Source organism: Halomonas sp. HG01, from assembly GCF_000968715.2.
Taxonomy (GTDB): domain Bacteria; phylum Pseudomonadota; class Gammaproteobacteria; order Pseudomonadales; family Halomonadaceae; genus Halomonas; species Halomonas halophila.
Genome location: NZ_CP022134.1, coordinates 3,225,111 through 3,239,162, shown reverse-complemented (window position 1 = coordinate 3,239,162; position 14,052 = coordinate 3,225,111). Strand labels below are relative to the sequence as shown.

The following is a 14,052-nucleotide window of genomic DNA, read 5'->3' as shown; positions in this document are numbered from 1 at the left end:
GGCCTCGCGTTCTCGTTTCGGGATAGTACACAGGCGCCGCGGTGTCTGGATGCTGCGCGGTGGGTCAGGGCGGCGGCAGCCGTGTCAGGGTCTCGAGGGTGTGATCGAGTTCGCCGACCTCGCGCTCCCACAGCGTCGGCGAGACCGGGCCGGTGGCCAGCAGCTCGATCAGCACGCCTCGCAGTTCCTCGGCGCGGGAGGGCGTGTGCCCGAGGTTCTCGTTGAGCCGTTCGACCTGGATGGCCAGCCGCAGCGGGTCGTCCTGGCGGTGGCTGGTGTCGCCGGCCAGCAGCGCCAGATGGACGCGCAGGCGCGCCAGACGCTCCTCGACCTCGGTGGCCGGCGGCGGATCGCGGCGGGCGGCGTTGCGCGCGTCGTGGGCGTCCTTCAGCGTGTCGGGCAGCTCGGCGGGGGCCGGCACGTCCTGGCATTCGCCGCCGTTCTGCGCGGCCGCGTCCGCTTCCAGGTGGGCCTCCAGCAGCGGGCGTGCCCGGCGCCAGCGCTCGACCACTTCGGCGAGCGCCAGGCGCGCCAGGCGCTCGCGCCTAGCGCGCACGATGCCGGACCAGCGGCGGCGCATGCCCTCGCTGCGGCGCCCGGCGGGCAGCGGCTCCAGCGCGGCGGCTTCCTGGACGGCCTCGTCGAGCGACGCCGTGTCGTCGCTGCGCGCCGGCTGCCAGGCGTCAATGCGGTCGATCAGCGCCTGCATGGCGTCGAGCCGGTCGCGGTGGCGCTGGGCCTGGTCGCTGCGGTCGGCGTCGCGCTGGGCGAAGATCTCGTCGCACAGGTGGCGAAACTCGCGCCACAGCGTCTGCTCCTCCCCCTTGGGCGCGCGGCCCAGCTCGCGCCAGCGGCGCTGCAGGGCCTTGGCCTGCTCCGCACGGCGCTTCGCCGGCTGGTCGCCGTCGCGCAGGGCCCGGGCCTCCTCGATCAGCCCGCGCTTGGCCTCGGCGATCTCGCCGGCGCGCTTCTCGATCAGCGCCTGAAGAGCGTGGCGGATGCGGCCGAAGCGCCGGCCGATGGCCTCGGCCTCACTCCGCGGCACCGGTGACAGTCGTCGCCACTGCTGGCGGGCGCGGTCGCGAATCTCCCGTAGCGCGTCCGGATCGGCCGCGGCGGCGGGCTGGTCGAGCAGGTGCTCGAGCTGGTCGCACAGGGTCTGACGGGCCGTCAGATTGGTCTGTCGCTGGCGGTCCTGGTGAGTCCGCCACTCGCGCAGGCGTTCGTGGATGCGGTCCGAGGCGGCCCGGAAGGCCGTGGACTGATCGCGGTTGGCGGCGGCGTCGCCCAGGTCGCGCCATTCCTTCACCAGTCGGCGGTGGCGCCGGTCGAGCTCGGCGTCGTCCAGCTCTTCCTCCTCGGCCAGGGCCTGGATGGCCTCGCACAGCTGGGTGCGCTTGGGGCCGGCGACGAAGCCGCGCCAGTCGCGCAGCTCGGCCAGTCGGGCGCCGAGGCGCTTGAGCCGGGCGGCCGGTTCGCTGCGCCGGGCCTCGGGCAGGTAGTCGATTTGCTGGCGCAGGCTCTGGTGGAGCCGGTTCGCGCCCTTGAAGGCACCGTTGTCGAGCAGGCGTTCCAGGCGGTCCAGGTCATCGCCCACGCGGGCCAGGCGCGCCTCTAGATCACCGGGCTCGGCCGCTTCGCCGGCCTCGTCGGCCAGGCGCCAGCCGGCGCGCTGCAGCAGCGGGGATGGCGGCAGGTCGTCGGGCCAGTCGCAGTCCTCGACGAGTTCGGCCAGCCGGACGTCGTCGCCGTCGCGCAGCGCCTTTTCGATGGCCTCGGCACGCTCGTCGAGGCGCTCCCGGGCCTCGACGATGCGGGCGAAGTCCGCCAGCGCCGCGTCATAGCGCTGGCGCAGCGTCTCGTCGGCGAGATGCTGTTCGGAGAGCGCCTGCCAGCGGGTCGCCAGCAGCTGTTTCTGGGCGCGCAGGCTGGCGATGTCCTGATCGGCGAGGCGCTGGGCGTTATGTAGCCCGTCGAGGCTTTCCTCTAGGGCGTCGATCAGTGCCTCGCGGGCCTGGTCGGCGTCCTCGCGACGTCGCTCGGCCGCGTCCTGGGCCTGTTCGTGGGCCTCGTGGTCGCTGAGCGTCTTGCGGCAGCGCAGGCAGGCCTCCTGATAGCGACGTTCCTGCTCGGCGCTCGGCATGTCGGACAGGCTCGCCCATTCGCGCATCAGGTGGCGGAAGCGGGCACCGAACATCGGCTCCCAGGCGGAGTGGCCGAGGGTCTCCAGCTTGCCCAGCAGCGCTTCGCGGCGTTCCCGAGCCGCGGCCAGCGAGGCCGCGTCGGCACGTCGCCGCTGCAGGCGCTCCCGGGCCTGGCGCACCACCTGGCGGTCGCGTCTTGCGCCCTGGATCAGCCGCTGCAGGCCGGCCTCGCTCTCGACCCGGGCCGCGGCCGCCTGGCGCACGGCGGCGATGCCGTTGTCGCAGGCCTGGCGGATCAGGGCCTCCTCGTCGTCGAGGCGAGCCAGGGCGGCCAGGCGCAGTTGCTGGTTGTCGCCCTCCAGGACGAGGCGCTCGGCCAGATCGGCGTCGTCCAGGGATTCCGCCAGGGCGATGCGGGCGGGCAGGTCCAGCTGGCCGTCGCGGCCGCTCAGCAGGGCCACCAGCCGCTCGCTCAGTTCCGCGCTCTCGCCCCCCTCGTGTCGCAGGGCCAGCAGCCGCTGCGGTTCCTCGAGCCGCGCCAGCGCCTCGCGACGGACGTCGGGATCGGCGTCCGTCGCCAGGCGCTCGAGCCGGGCGAGCTGAGCGGTCTGTGCGGGATCGAGGCGGGCGATGGCCTGGCGGCGTACCTCGGGATTCGGGTGCTGCCAGCGGGGGGCGAACAGGCGGCGGAGGAGTCCTGGCATGGGAGATCCTGAGAGTGGTCGGCGAGCCTGGCATGACGGACCGGCGCGCTGATGCGTGAGACGCGCCGCAATGGCGCGCTATCATTGAATTATCTAAGCATGCGGCGTGCCGGCAGAAAAGGGCGCGATGTGCGACTGTAGCCGTTACGAGACACTGACAAGCCGCCCGGGCGTGACATATGATCGGTTGCGGGATCGGGGGGACTCGCATAGCTTGTGAGCAGGTCCCCGACCATCATCCGACGTGGAGTTCGGCCATGAGCCTCAAAGTGGACAGGGATGGGATGGCTTTCACCTTCAAGGGCGGCATGCTGCCGATGACGGTCATGGAACTGACCAGCGCCGACCCCGAACGCATTCGCGAACAGCTTGCCGGCAAGCTCAGCCAGTCACCCGCTTTCTTCCAGCATACCCCGGTGGTGCTCAGCGTCGAGCAGCTCGACGAGCCGCATCTGGCGCTCGAGCGGATCTGCGCCGTGTGCCGGGCCCACAAGCTGCTGCCGGTGGCGGTGCGGGGCGGTGCCGACCCCGTCAAGCAATCGTCCTGGGCGCTGGGGCTCGGCTGGTTCCCGCCCCAGGAAGCCGGGCGACCGCGCACCCTGGAGAGCGTGCCCGTCGGCGACGACGCTCCGGCGGCCGAGGCGCCCATCGCGGACGAGGCGCCCATCGCGGACGAGCCGGCACCGTCGACCGGCGCGGTGGGGCGCATCTATCGCGGCACCGTGCGTTCCGGACAGCAGGTCACCGCGCCCGAGGGTGATCTGGTGGTGGTAGGCGCGGTCAACGCCGGCGCCGAGGTGCTGGCCGGCGGCAGCGTCCATGTCTACGGGGCCCTGCGCGGTCGGGCCCTGGCCGGCATCCATGGCGATGCCGGGGCGGCGATCTTCTGTCGCGAGCTGCGCGCCGAGCTGCTCTCGGTGGCCGGCAACTACAAGCGGCTCGAGGATATCGATCCCCGGCTGCTGGGCACCGGGGTGCAGGTGCGCCTGAACGACGACCAGCTGGGCATCGCCCCGCTGGACTGACGCGCGGGCGACGATGCGGCGGCCCGTGACCGGGCCGCCCTTTCCATTACATGACAGACAGGATGTGACACTTGGCCAAGATCATCGTTGTGACCTCCGGCAAGGGTGGGGTCGGCAAGACAACCAGTGCGGCCGCCATCGCGACGGGCCTGGCGCTGCGGGGCCAGAAGACCGCCGTCATCGACTTCGACGTGGGGCTGCGTAACCTCGACCTGATCATGGGCTGCGAGCGGCGCGTGGTCTATGACCTGGTCAACGTCATCCAGGGTGAGGCCGGGCTCAACCAGGCGCTGATCCGTGACAAGCGGGTCGACAACCTGCATATCCTGCCGGCCTCCCAGACCCGCGACAAGGACGCCCTGACGCTGGAAGGCGTCGAGACCGTGCTCAACACGCTGAACAAGGACTTCGACTACATCGTCTGCGATTCTCCGGCGGGCATCGAGCGCGGCGCCCAGCTGGCCATGTACTTCGCCGACGAGGCGATCGTGGTCACCAACCCCGAGGTGTCCTCGGTGCGTGACTCCGACCGCATCCTCGGGCTGCTGGCCTCCAAGACCCGGCGCGCCGAACGCGGCGAGGAGCCGATCAAGGAGCACCTGCTGATCACCCGCTACAACCCGAACCGGGTGGACAGCGGCGACATGCTCAACCTCGAGGACATCCAGGAGATCCTGGCCATCAAGCTGGTCGGCCTGATCCCCGAGTCCGAGGCGGTGCTACGGGCCTCGAACCAGGGCGTGCCGGTCACCCACGACGATCAGAGCGACGCGGGCCAGGCCTATTCCGACACCGTGGCCCGCCTCATGGAAGAAGACGTGCCGCTGCGCTTCCACCAGTATCAGAAGAAAGGGCTGCTCAGCCGCATGTTCGGAGGAAATCGCCGGTGAAGCTACTCGAATTCCTGAAGCGCGAGCGCAAGAAATCCGCCTCCGTCGCCAAGGAGCGGTTGCAGATCATCGTCGCGCACGAGCGCAGCCAGCGCGGCCAGCCGGACTACATGCCGATGCTCGAGCAGGAGCTGCTGGAGGTGATTCGCCGCTACGTCCAGGTCGACGATGAAGCGGTCAACATCTCCCTCGACAGCGAGGACAACTGTTCCGTGCTGGAGCTCAACGTCACCCTGCCACGGGGCTGAGCAGCGGCTGAGTCGTCGTGCCCCCTGTGCTAGGCTTGGGGGCCGTTTTCCTATGCCCGCTCGGAGAGCTCGCCCATGGCGAAGTCGCAAGCCGCCCCCCTGACCTTCCTCTGGCACGACTACGAGACCTTCGGGGCCGACCCGCGCCGCGATCGGCCCTCCCAGTTCGCGGCGATTCGCACCGACGCCGAGTTCAACGAGATCGGCGAGCCCATCGAGCTGTTCTGCAAGCCCGCCGACGACTACCTGCCGCATCCCCAGGCCTGCCTGATCACCGGCATCACGCCGCAGCAGGCGCGCCGCCGCGGGCTGCCCGAGGCCGAATTCGCCGGCCGGGTGATGGACGCCATGAGCCAGCCCGGCACCTGCGTGGTGGGTTACAACAACGTGCGCTTCGACGACGAGGTCGGTCGCCACCTGTTCTACCGCAACCTGCTCGACCCCTATGCCCGGGAGTGGCAGAACGGCAACTCGCGCTGGGATCTGATCGACGTGGTGCGGGCCTTCCACGCCCTGCGCCCCGAGGGCATCGAGTGGCCGACCCGCGAGGACGGCTCGCCGAGCTTCAAGCTCGAGCATCTGACCGCCGCCAACGGCATCGAGCATGCCGGCGCCCACGATGCGCTGGCCGACGTACGGGCGACCATCGCCCTGGCCCGCCTGCTGCGCGACTGCAACGCCAACCTCTTCGATTACCTGCTGGCCCAGCGCGGCAAGCGCCAGGTGGCGCGCCAGCTCGACGTGCCGGGCCGCAAGCCGGTACTGCACGTTTCGCGGCGCTACCCGGCCAGCCGCGGCTGCAGCGCCCTGGTGATGCCGCTGGCCGAGCATCCGACCAATCCCAACGGGGTGATCGTCTACGACCTCTCGGTGGACCCCGAGCCGCTGCTGACGCTCACGCCCGAGCAGATTCGCGAGCGGGTCTTCGTCAGCAACGACGACCTGGCCGAGGGCGAGTCGCGGATCCCGCTCAAGGTCATCCACATCAACAAGTGCCCGGTGGTGCTGCCCGCCAGCGCGCTCAAGGACGTCGCCGGCCCCCGCCAGGGCGAATACGGCGACATCGTCGAGCGCCTCAGCCTGGACATGGCCGCCTGCCGCCGGCACTGGAAGACCCTGACCGATCATCCCGAGGTGATCGCTCGGGTCAGCGAGGTGTTCGCCGCGCCGCCGCCCGAGCCGCCCCACGATCCCGATCTGATGCTCTACGCCGGCGGCTTCTTCTCGCCCTCGGACCGCCAGCAGATGGAGCGGGTGCGGGCCACCGATCCCTGGGATCTGGTGGGGGCGGGCTTCGCCTTCCAGGATCCACGGCTGGAGGAGATGCTGTTCCGCTATCGGGCGCGCAGCTACCCGGACACCCTGACCGGCGAGGAGCAGGCGCGCTGGGAGGCCTTCCGCTGGGAGCGCATGAACGACGCCGCCGTGGCCGGCTTCACGCTCAAGGAGTTCGCCCGCGAGATCGACCGCCTGAACCAGGGTGCGCTCGGCGACCGCGAGCGTCAGATCCTCGAGGAGCTGGTGATGCACGTGGAGGCGATGATGCCGGCCCAGGCCTTCGGCTGACCGGTCGCGCCTTTTCGCTGCCCTGACCCTTTGCCCCTGAACGACGACGCCCGGCCAATCGGCCGGGCGTCGTCGTGTCGGGGAAGGCGATGCCTCAGTCGTCGCCGTCGGGCAGCGGCGGGAGGTCGGCCTTGAGCGCCATGACGTCACTGGCGGCGTCGCCCGGGTCGTGAGTGATCTGCACCGCGGCGCCGTCGATCAGGTTCGGCCACAGCTCGCGCAGCGCCTCGGGCGTCACCGTCAGGGCGCGCTCGGCCAGGCGCCGACGACGTTCGAAGTCGCCGCCGCTGATCGCCAGTGCCTGCCACAGCCGGTTGGTGCGGGCCGAGAGGCTGGGATCGCGGGTCAGCAGGTCGTCGTGGACTGCCTGGCGATAGGGCGTCAGGGCCTCGTCGCCGAGTTCGCCCAGCCGATCGCCGAAGCCGGTCAGGAAGGCGTCGATGCGCTGCTGGATGGTGGCGCTGTCGGTGCCGGGCGATTGCACGAGGAAGCCGAGGCCCGGGGCGTCGAGCAGCGGCCGGTAGCCGGCGTTGACGATGTAGCCGAGTTGCTGTTCGGTGCGCAGCTGCTGATAGAAGGGCGTCTCCAGCAGGCGGCCGAGCACCGCCAGCCGGGACTGGCTGTCCAGCGAGCGGTCCGGCCCCTGGAGGTAGCGCATCACCAGGTATTCATCGCGGGCGGTGTCCGGGGTCAGCGCCGGCAGGCCCTCGCCGACGCGCAGCGGCGTCAGCTCGGGGATCGCCGAGGTTTCCAGCCGCGGCGACAGCGCCTCGGCCACCGCTCTGGCCTGGCGGGTCGCGGCCTCGGTGTGCTGGTTGCCCACCGCCATGGCCTCCAGGTGCAGGTTCGCCAGGAAGTCGTCGCGGAAGTCGCGAAGCGCCTCGGCGTCCAGCGCGTCGCTGGCGTCGAGCAGCGCCTCCGGCGACCACTGCGGGCGGATCAGCGCCTCGGTCAGGGTACGGCCGGCCTGGCGATAGAGGTCGTCCTGGGGCGCGTTGCGCCACCGCTGGCGCAGCTGATGGCGGACCCGGGCGACGTCGGCGGCCTCGATCGTGCCGTGCCGCAGCTGATCGAGCACCCGCGCGATCAGCGCCTGCTGGCCGTCCCGCCAGCCGGAGAACGACAGGGTGATGCCGCGGGCGTGGGCATAGGCCTCGAAGCCGTGACCGGCCAGGCGGGCGGGGTAGAGCGCCTCGTTGAGGCTGTCGCCGAGCCAGCCGGCGAGCAGGCGCGACAGGGCGGCGTCCCGGGCGTTCCGGCTGGCATCGGGATACTGCAGGCTGAAACGCCATTCGACCCGCGGCGTGCCGAAGCTGTCATCGCGCATCTGCCAGAAGGCGAACTCGGGCGTGTCGATGCGCTGCACCGGCGCCTCGTCCTTGCCCTCCAGCAGGGTGAAGTCCTCGGCCACGTAGGGGTTGGGCTCGGGCAGGGCGAGGCCGGCCAGGGGCTCGGCCTCGCCGACGCCGGGGTCGGCCGGCGACCAGCCGACGTCGAACCAGGGCGTCTGCGCGTCGCCCTCGACCTCGGGGCCGCTGTACAGGCGCAGCATGTTGGCGGGGCGCAGCGCGTCCAGCCAGTCGTTGATGCGCTCGGCGTCGAAGCCGTCCATGCGATAGGGGGCGTAGATGACGTCCTTGAGCGGATAGCGGGAGAGGCCGGTGGCCAGGCGCATGGCGGTGCTCAGGGCGCTGCCGTGCTCCTGGAAGCGGAAGTCCTGCTCGGCGAGGCGGGCCTGCTCCTCATAGCGCCAGGCCTCGACGCCGTGGTCGCGGATCGCGCCGATGGCGGCGAACAGGCTGGCCTGGATGCGTTCGCGGTGCTTCGCGCCCTCCGGCGTCAGGCTGATGTCGACGCTGAACAGGGCGTGGCGACCGTCGCCGCGGGTGGTGCCGGCGGAAAGCCCGTCGGCCCAGCCGGCCTCGCGCAGGGCGTCGAGCAGGCTGCCTTCGCCCTCGTGGCCCAGCAGGTTGGCCAGATAGCTGGCCGGCTTCAGGCGATAGGCCGCCTCGGGATCGGGGACCGGGAAGTAGAAGGTCAGACGGCGGTCGTCACGCAGCGAATGCAGCTCGGCGGCGGCGGGCGTCTGCGCCGGTGTCGCCAGCGGGGCGGCGATCTCGGGGCGCGACAGGCCGCGGTCGGGAACGTCGGCGAAGTCCTCCCGCACCAGGGCCTCCATCTCGTCCAGGGGCTGGGGCGCGACCACCGCCAGGTGCATGACGTTGGCCCCGTAGTGGCGCTCGTAGAAGTCGATCACCCGCTGGCGCAGCGGGAGCTCGCCCTCCGGTCGATCGGCCAGCGTCTCGTTGCTGCCCACGGAGAAGCGCGTCGTGGGGTGCTCGGGATTGAGCATCTCCTCGAGCACCGAGGCGTGGCGGCGGCCGGCGTTGCGCTTGCGGGCCTGATACTCGGAGTGCACCACCTGGCGCTCGCTGGCCAGCTGATCGGCGTTGAACAGCGGGTCGACGAAGAAGTGGCTGAAGCGATCCAGGGTGCCGTCCAGGGCCTCGGGGTCCACCGAGAAGAAGTAGTTGGTGTCCTGGGAAGCGGTGTAGGCATTGTGCTGGCCGCCGTGGCGCGACAGATAGCTTTGGTAGGCGTCGGCCTCGGGATAGGCCTCGGTGCCCAGGAACAGCATGTGCTCCAGGTAGTGGGCCAGGCCGGCCAGGTCGTCCGGGTCCTGGGCGCTGCCCACGTCCACGTTCAACGAGGCGGCGGCCTTGTCCGCCTCGGGGTCGCTGACCAGCAGCACGGTGAGGCCGTTGTCCAGGGTCAGCGCCCGGTAGTCGCGGTCATCCGAGGGGCTGGCGATCGGCACGTCGATCGTCGCCTGGGTATCGGCGGCGGCCGGGACGGCGACGAGCGTCGGCTGCAGGGCCGCGGCCAGGGCGAGGGACAGTACCCGGTGAGGGCGGCGGTGTCGGGTCATCTTCACTCCTTCGATGGACGGCGCAGCATGGGGCCGACGGGATGGGCGCAGGCGGCCTCCTGGCAGCCGGGATCGTTCACACGTCTTGATACCGGAAAGGCGCCCAACAGTTCCCCGGGCGCCGGTGCCAGCAGCGCGTGAAGCGTCGCCGGCGGGGTGGCCGGATCGAGCCACTGCCCGGCCTTGGCGGGGGGGATCACCGCCGGCAGGCGGTCGGTGAGCGGCGACAGCAGGTCGTTGGCCGGCACCGTGATCAGCGCCAGGGAGTCATGGAAGGCGGTGAGATCGGTGTGGAAGCGGCACCACAGCCCGGCCAGCAGCAACGGGCCGCGGTCGGCCCGGGTCACCAGGAAGGGCTGCTTGGCCCGGGGCTGGGGCTTCCAGACATAGACGCCGGCCGCCGGCACCAGGCAGCGCCGGGCGGCGAAGGCCTCGCGGAACATGGGGCGCGAGGCGATCGACTCGGCCCGGGCGCAGTGCGGCGCGTGGTCCAATACGTCCAGCCAGGGCGGGGTGAGCCCCCAGAAGGCCTGGCCCAGCCGGGGGCGGCCGGCCTCGAGACGGATCATCGACAGCGGGCGGCGCGGGGCCAGATTGACGCCGGTGATCGGCGTCTCGTCCATGCCCAGGTCGGGCATCAGGCGGGCGAGGTCGAGAGGCGGAATATAAAGACGGCCGGCCATGGAACCTCCGCGGGCTGGGTGCGTCAGGGTAACCAAGACGTCTCGGCCTGGAAAGCGTCGTGGCGTGGTGGACTTGCGTTGCGCTTCAGGCGCGATATGCTAGCGGAAACAGTGTTTTCATTTCAGATCGTGGCCGGCGCCGCCCATGGTGGTGCCGCGCCGTCCCGGCCCGCGAGGATGTCGATGGCTCGTCCCAGACAGCACGCCCCCGAGGCGCTTCATGCCCAGGTGATGGCCGCCTGCGATGCCTGGCTGCAGGAGCGGCCGGTGCATACGCTGTCGCTGCGTTCCCTGGCGCGTGACGTCGGCTGCGCTCCCAGCACCTTGCTCAAGCTGTACGGCAGCTTCGGCAACCTGCTGCAGCACGTGAACATCGAGTCGCTGGCGAGCCTGCGCGCCGCCATCGACCCGCTGCTCGACGAGGCGGCACCGGATGGTCGCCTCAAGGCCCTGGCTCGGGCCTACTGGGAGTTCGCCCGTCACCAGCCGTTCCGCTGGCAGCTGATGTTCGATTATCCGCTGGCCCAGGAGGGCGAGCTCGACCAGCGTCAGAGCGACATGATCGAGGCGTTGTTCCTGCGCGTCGAGAACACCCTCAAGGAATACCAGCCGACCCTCGACGACCTCGAGGCACGCCGGCTGGGGCGTACCCTGTGGGGTAGCGTCCATGGCCTGGTGCAGCTGGGGCTCAACGAGCGCCTCGGCTACTGGCAGAGCGAGCCGCTGGAGGTCGAGGAGCTGCTCGACCAGCTGCTGACGACCCTGCTGGCCGGCCTGAAGGCGGGGTCCGACATCTCTTGACCGGTCTGCCGACCTGGGCGCTCCCGGCGCTGGCGGCGACCGCCGCGCTGGGCTGGTGCCTGCGCTCGCCGCGCCGCATGCTGCGCCGGCTGGTGTTCCTGATCATCCACCTGCTTTACCGGCTGCGCTTCCGTGGCCGCCGCCACATTCCTGCCCACGGCCCCGCCCTGGTGGTCTGCAACCACGTCAGCTTCGTCGACGCCCTGGTGGTGGGCGGCGCCAGCCCGCGACCGCTGCGTTTCCTGATGGACCGGCCGATCTACGAGTCGCCCTGGCTGCACTGGCTGTTCAAGCTGGTGGGGGCGATCCCGGTGGACTCCGAGCGCCGGGATCCGGGCGGGCTGCGCCGTTCGCTGGATCAGGTCAGCCGGGCGCTGCGCGCCGGCGAGGTGGTGATGGTGTTTCCCGAGGGGCGCTTGACCACCGACGGCGAGATCCATCGCTTTCGGCGTGGGCTGGACCTGATCCTCGCCCGGGATCCGGTGCCGGTGGTGCCGGCGGGGCTGGCCGGCCTGTGGGGCTCCTGGACCTCGCACTACGGCGGTCGGGCGTTGACCAAGCCGCCGCGCCGCTTCCGGGCTCGGGTGGCGCTTTACTTCGGCACCCCGCTGGCGCCGGCCGAGGCCGATCGCCAGCGGGTCGAGGAGGGCGTCCGGGCGCTCAAGGCCGAGGCCGATCGCTGGGTCGCGTCTCGCGGGCGTTGAGTCAGACGTTCGCCGCTGCTGGCAGGCGTACCGCCTGCCAGCAGCGCGCCGAGGTGATCAGGTTGTCGCGCACCTCGAGGATCTCCATGCGCACCGCGCCGATCTGCAGGCACGCCGGGCCGTCGGGGAAGGATTCCAGGTGCTCGAGGATCAGCCCGTTGAGGGTCTTGGGGCCGTCGGTGGGCAGCTGCCAGCCCAGCGACTTGTTGATGTCGCGGATGTTGGCGGTGCCGTCGATGACGTGGCTGCCGTCGTCCTGCGGGTGAATCTCCTGGTCCTGGCCGGCCACGTCGGTGGTGAACTCGCCGACGATCTCCTCGAGGATGTCCTCCAGCGTCACCAGGCCTTCCACGTCGCCGTACTCGTCCACCACGATGCCGATGCGCCGCTTCTGCTTCTGGAAGTTGAGCAGCTGGGTGTGCAGCGGCGTCGACTCGGGGATGAAGTAGGGCTCCCTCGCCTCCTGGACGATGGCCGCCTTGGTCACCTCGCCACGGGACAGGAAACGCGCCGCGTTGCGCAGGTGCAGCATGCCGATGATGTTGTTGATGTCGCCCTTGTAGACCGGCAGGCGGGTGTGCTGGCTGGTGCGGATCTGGGTCAGGATGGCGTCGAGGTCGTCGTCCAGATCGATGCCCATCACCTCGTGGCGGGGCACCATGATGTCGTTCACCGTGACGTTCTCGAGATCGAGGATCGATACCAGCATCGCCTGGTGGCGGCGCGGGATCAGCGGCCCGGCCTCATGGACCACGGTGCGCAGCTCGTCGCGGGTCAGGTTGTCGCCGCCGCCCTCGAGGGTCTTGACCCCGAGCAGTCGCAGCAGGCCGTTGGAGATGGCGTTGACCAGCCACACCAGCGGGTAGAGCAGCTTGAGCAGCGGCTCCAGCACTCGCGAGGCCGGATAGGCGATGCGCTCCGGCTTCACCGCGGCGTAGGTCTTGGGCGTGACCTCGGCGAAGATCAGGATGGCAATGGTCAGGAGGCTGGTGGCGACGGCGGGCCCGGAGACCTCGCCGAAGAAGTGGATCGCGATGATGGTGGCGATCGAGGCCGCGAGGTTGTTGACGAAGTTGTTGCCGATCAGGATCACGCCGATCAGGCGATCGGGGCGGCCGAGCAGACGCATCACCCGCTGGGCCCGGCGCTCGCCTTCGTTGGCCCGGTGGCTCAGGCGATAGCGGTTGATCGACATCATGCCGGTCTCGGAGCTCGAGAAGAAGGCAGAGAGGCAGATGAGCAGCAGCAGCAGGCCGAACAGCAATCCCAGGGGGAAATCGTCGTTCAAGTCGAAGGATCCTCAATCGCGTATCAAGGCTTGAGTTGTAGGGACGGGGACCGGTGGTGTCAAGGACGCGCCAGCAGGATCTCGAGCACGAACTTGCTGCCGAAATAGGCCAGCAGCAGCACCAGGTAACCGCCCAGGGTCCAGCGTACCGCGCGCATGCCGCGCCAGCCCAGGCGATGGTGGCCGGTCAGCAGGGCGGCGAAGATCACCCAGGCGACCAGCGACAGTACCGTCTTGTGGACGAGGTGCTGGGCGAACATGTTGTCGACGAAGGCGAAGCCGCTGGCGATCGACAGGGTCAGCAGGATCATGCCGCCCCAGAGCAGCTCGAACAGCACCCGTTCCATGGTGGTCAGCGGCGGCAGCGACTGGACCACGCCGCGGATGTGGTGGTGACGCAGCGCCTGGTTCTGCACGCCGAGCAGCACCGCCTGGACGGCGGCGATGGCCAGCAGGGCGAAGGCCAGCGCCGCGCTCAGGGCGTGAAGGGCGATGCCGGGCGTCATGGTGCTGCCCTTCTCGGGGCTCGGCCACTCGATGGCCAGCAGCAGTACCGCGCCGGCCAGCGGGAAGAGCCCGGTGGCGACGTTGAGCACCGGCTTGAACAGGCTGACGAGCAGCAGCACCAGAACGGCGAGGGCGCCGGCCAGCACCACGCTGGTCGAGAAGCCTGGCTGCAGTGAATCGCCTGCGTCGAGCAGGCCCACGGCCAGCGGCAGGTGGCAGAGCAGGCCGGCGGCGCCGAGGCCGCGGACCAGGGTGTCCCGCGGTGCCACGCGTCGAAACAGGGTCAGGCCCTGCCAGGAAGCGGCGGCGATGTAGAAGATGAAGGCCACCAGGGCCAGGGGGAGCGCGTACATCGATGGCTATCCGTGCGCCTTCGCCAGCGTCCAGCAAGAGGAAATGGAGGTGCCACTATACCGAATCCTCCACGCGCCGCCCAGCCGGGCCCGGGCCGCTGCCATGGAGACTCGCGGCCACAAGGCGTATAATTTCGTCCCATTATGGGAAAGTCCCGCCCGGACGCGTCATGCCGGGGGCTGATGCGGCTTCCCAGGCCATCGTTTGCG

11 protein-coding genes are annotated in these 14,052 nt (G+C 70.4%); 6 read left to right on the top strand and 5 right to left on the bottom strand.

Annotated elements, in window-relative coordinates:
- Nucleotides 1–64: 64 nt before the first annotated feature.
- Complete coding sequence (locus tag UN84_RS15305) at nucleotides 65–2,848, bottom strand: DUF349 domain-containing protein (RefSeq protein ID WP_046078408.1); 2,784 nt, start codon at nucleotides 2,846–2,848, stop codon at nucleotides 65–67.
- Between the two features lie 257 nt (nucleotides 2,849–3,105).
- Between UN84_RS15305 and minC the strand changes: the two genes are divergently transcribed.
- The 4 genes from minC (at nucleotide 3,106) to sbcB (ending at nucleotide 6,577) form a co-directional block, all read left to right on the top strand.
- Nucleotides 3,106–3,873, top strand: a complete 768-nt coding sequence (gene minC / locus UN84_RS15300) for a septum site-determining protein MinC (protein ID WP_046078407.1) — start codon at nucleotides 3,106–3,108, stop codon at nucleotides 3,871–3,873.
- Nucleotides 3,874–3,944: 71 nt separating this feature from the next.
- Nucleotides 3,945–4,763, top strand: a complete 819-nt coding sequence (gene minD / locus UN84_RS15295) for a septum site-determining protein MinD (protein WP_035592796.1) — start codon at nucleotides 3,945–3,947, stop codon at nucleotides 4,761–4,763.
- A complete protein-coding gene (minE, locus tag UN84_RS15290) occupies nucleotides 4,760–5,011 on the top strand; it encodes a cell division topological specificity factor MinE (RefSeq protein WP_016856346.1) in 252 nt (83 codons plus the stop codon). Before minD ends, minE begins: the two co-directional genes overlap by 4 nt.
- Before the next feature lie 75 nt (nucleotides 5,012–5,086).
- On the top strand, nucleotides 5,087–6,577 hold the full coding sequence (sbcB, locus tag UN84_RS15285; protein WP_046078406.1) for an exodeoxyribonuclease I: 1,491 nt from the start codon (nucleotides 5,087–5,089) through the stop codon (nucleotides 6,575–6,577).
- Between the two features lie 94 nt (nucleotides 6,578–6,671).
- Here sbcB and UN84_RS15280 read toward each other — a convergent pair whose 3' ends face one another.
- Both UN84_RS15280 and UN84_RS15275 read right to left on the bottom strand, forming a co-directional pair.
- Complete coding sequence (locus UN84_RS15280) at nucleotides 6,672–9,506, bottom strand: insulinase family protein (protein WP_173835026.1); 2,835 nt, start codon at nucleotides 9,504–9,506, stop codon at nucleotides 6,672–6,674.
- Nucleotides 9,507–9,508: 2 nt separating this feature from the next.
- Nucleotides 9,509–10,189: an SOS response-associated peptidase gene (locus tag UN84_RS15275; protein ID WP_046078405.1), complete on the bottom strand. Its 681-nt coding sequence runs from the start codon at nucleotides 10,187–10,189 to the stop codon at nucleotides 9,509–9,511.
- 183 nt (nucleotides 10,190–10,372) lie between these two features.
- On the opposite strand from UN84_RS15275, the gene UN84_RS15270 reads away from it, so the two are divergent.
- Both UN84_RS15270 and UN84_RS15265 read left to right on the top strand, forming a co-directional pair.
- A complete protein-coding gene (locus UN84_RS15270; RefSeq protein ID WP_035592789.1) occupies nucleotides 10,373–10,990 on the top strand; it encodes a TetR/AcrR family transcriptional regulator in 618 nt (205 codons plus the stop codon).
- Between the two features lie 77 nt (nucleotides 10,991–11,067).
- Entirely contained in the window at nucleotides 11,068–11,694 is a 627-nt protein-coding gene (locus UN84_RS15265; RefSeq protein ID WP_035592814.1) for a 1-acyl-sn-glycerol-3-phosphate acyltransferase, read from the top strand.
- Nucleotide 11,695: 1 nt separating this feature from the next.
- Here the strand turns inward: UN84_RS15265 and UN84_RS15260 are convergent, their stop codons facing one another.
- Both UN84_RS15260 and UN84_RS15255 read right to left on the bottom strand, forming a co-directional pair.
- Nucleotides 11,696–12,982 (bottom strand): HlyC/CorC family transporter, encoded by a 1,287-nt coding sequence (locus UN84_RS15260; RefSeq protein WP_035592787.1) that lies wholly within the window; start codon nucleotides 12,980–12,982, stop codon nucleotides 11,696–11,698.
- A gap of 59 nt (nucleotides 12,983–13,041) precedes the next feature.
- Nucleotides 13,042–13,842, bottom strand: coding sequence for a cytochrome C assembly family protein (locus UN84_RS15255; RefSeq protein ID WP_035592785.1), 801 nt, complete (start codon nucleotides 13,840–13,842; stop codon nucleotides 13,042–13,044).
- Nucleotides 13,843–14,052 lie beyond the last annotated feature (210 nt).

Bases quoted from the DNA above. Each gene is read 5' to 3' on its own strand.
- UN84_RS15305 (WP_046078408.1), bottom strand. From the start codon at position 2,848: ATGCCAGGACTCCTCCGCCGCCTGTTCGCCCCCCGCTGGCAGCACCCG.
- minC (WP_046078407.1), top strand. From the start codon at position 3,106: ATGAGCCTCAAAGTGGACAGGGATGGGATGGCTTTCACCTTCAAGGGC.
- sbcB (WP_046078406.1), top strand. From the start codon at position 5,087: ATGGCGAAGTCGCAAGCCGCCCCCCTGACCTTCCTCTGGCACGACTAC.
- UN84_RS15280 (WP_173835026.1), bottom strand. From the start codon at position 9,506: ATGACCCGACACCGCCGCCCTCACCGGGTACTGTCCCTCGCCCTGGCC.
- UN84_RS15275 (WP_046078405.1), bottom strand. From the start codon at position 10,189: ATGGCCGGCCGTCTTTATATTCCGCCTCTCGACCTCGCCCGCCTGATG.
- UN84_RS15270 (WP_035592789.1), top strand. From the start codon at position 10,373: ATGGCTCGTCCCAGACAGCACGCCCCCGAGGCGCTTCATGCCCAGGTG.
- UN84_RS15265 (WP_035592814.1), top strand. From the start codon at position 11,068: ATGCTGCGCCGGCTGGTGTTCCTGATCATCCACCTGCTTTACCGGCTG.
- UN84_RS15255 (WP_035592785.1), bottom strand. From the start codon at position 13,842: ATGTACGCGCTCCCCCTGGCCCTGGTGGCCTTCATCTTCTACATCGCC.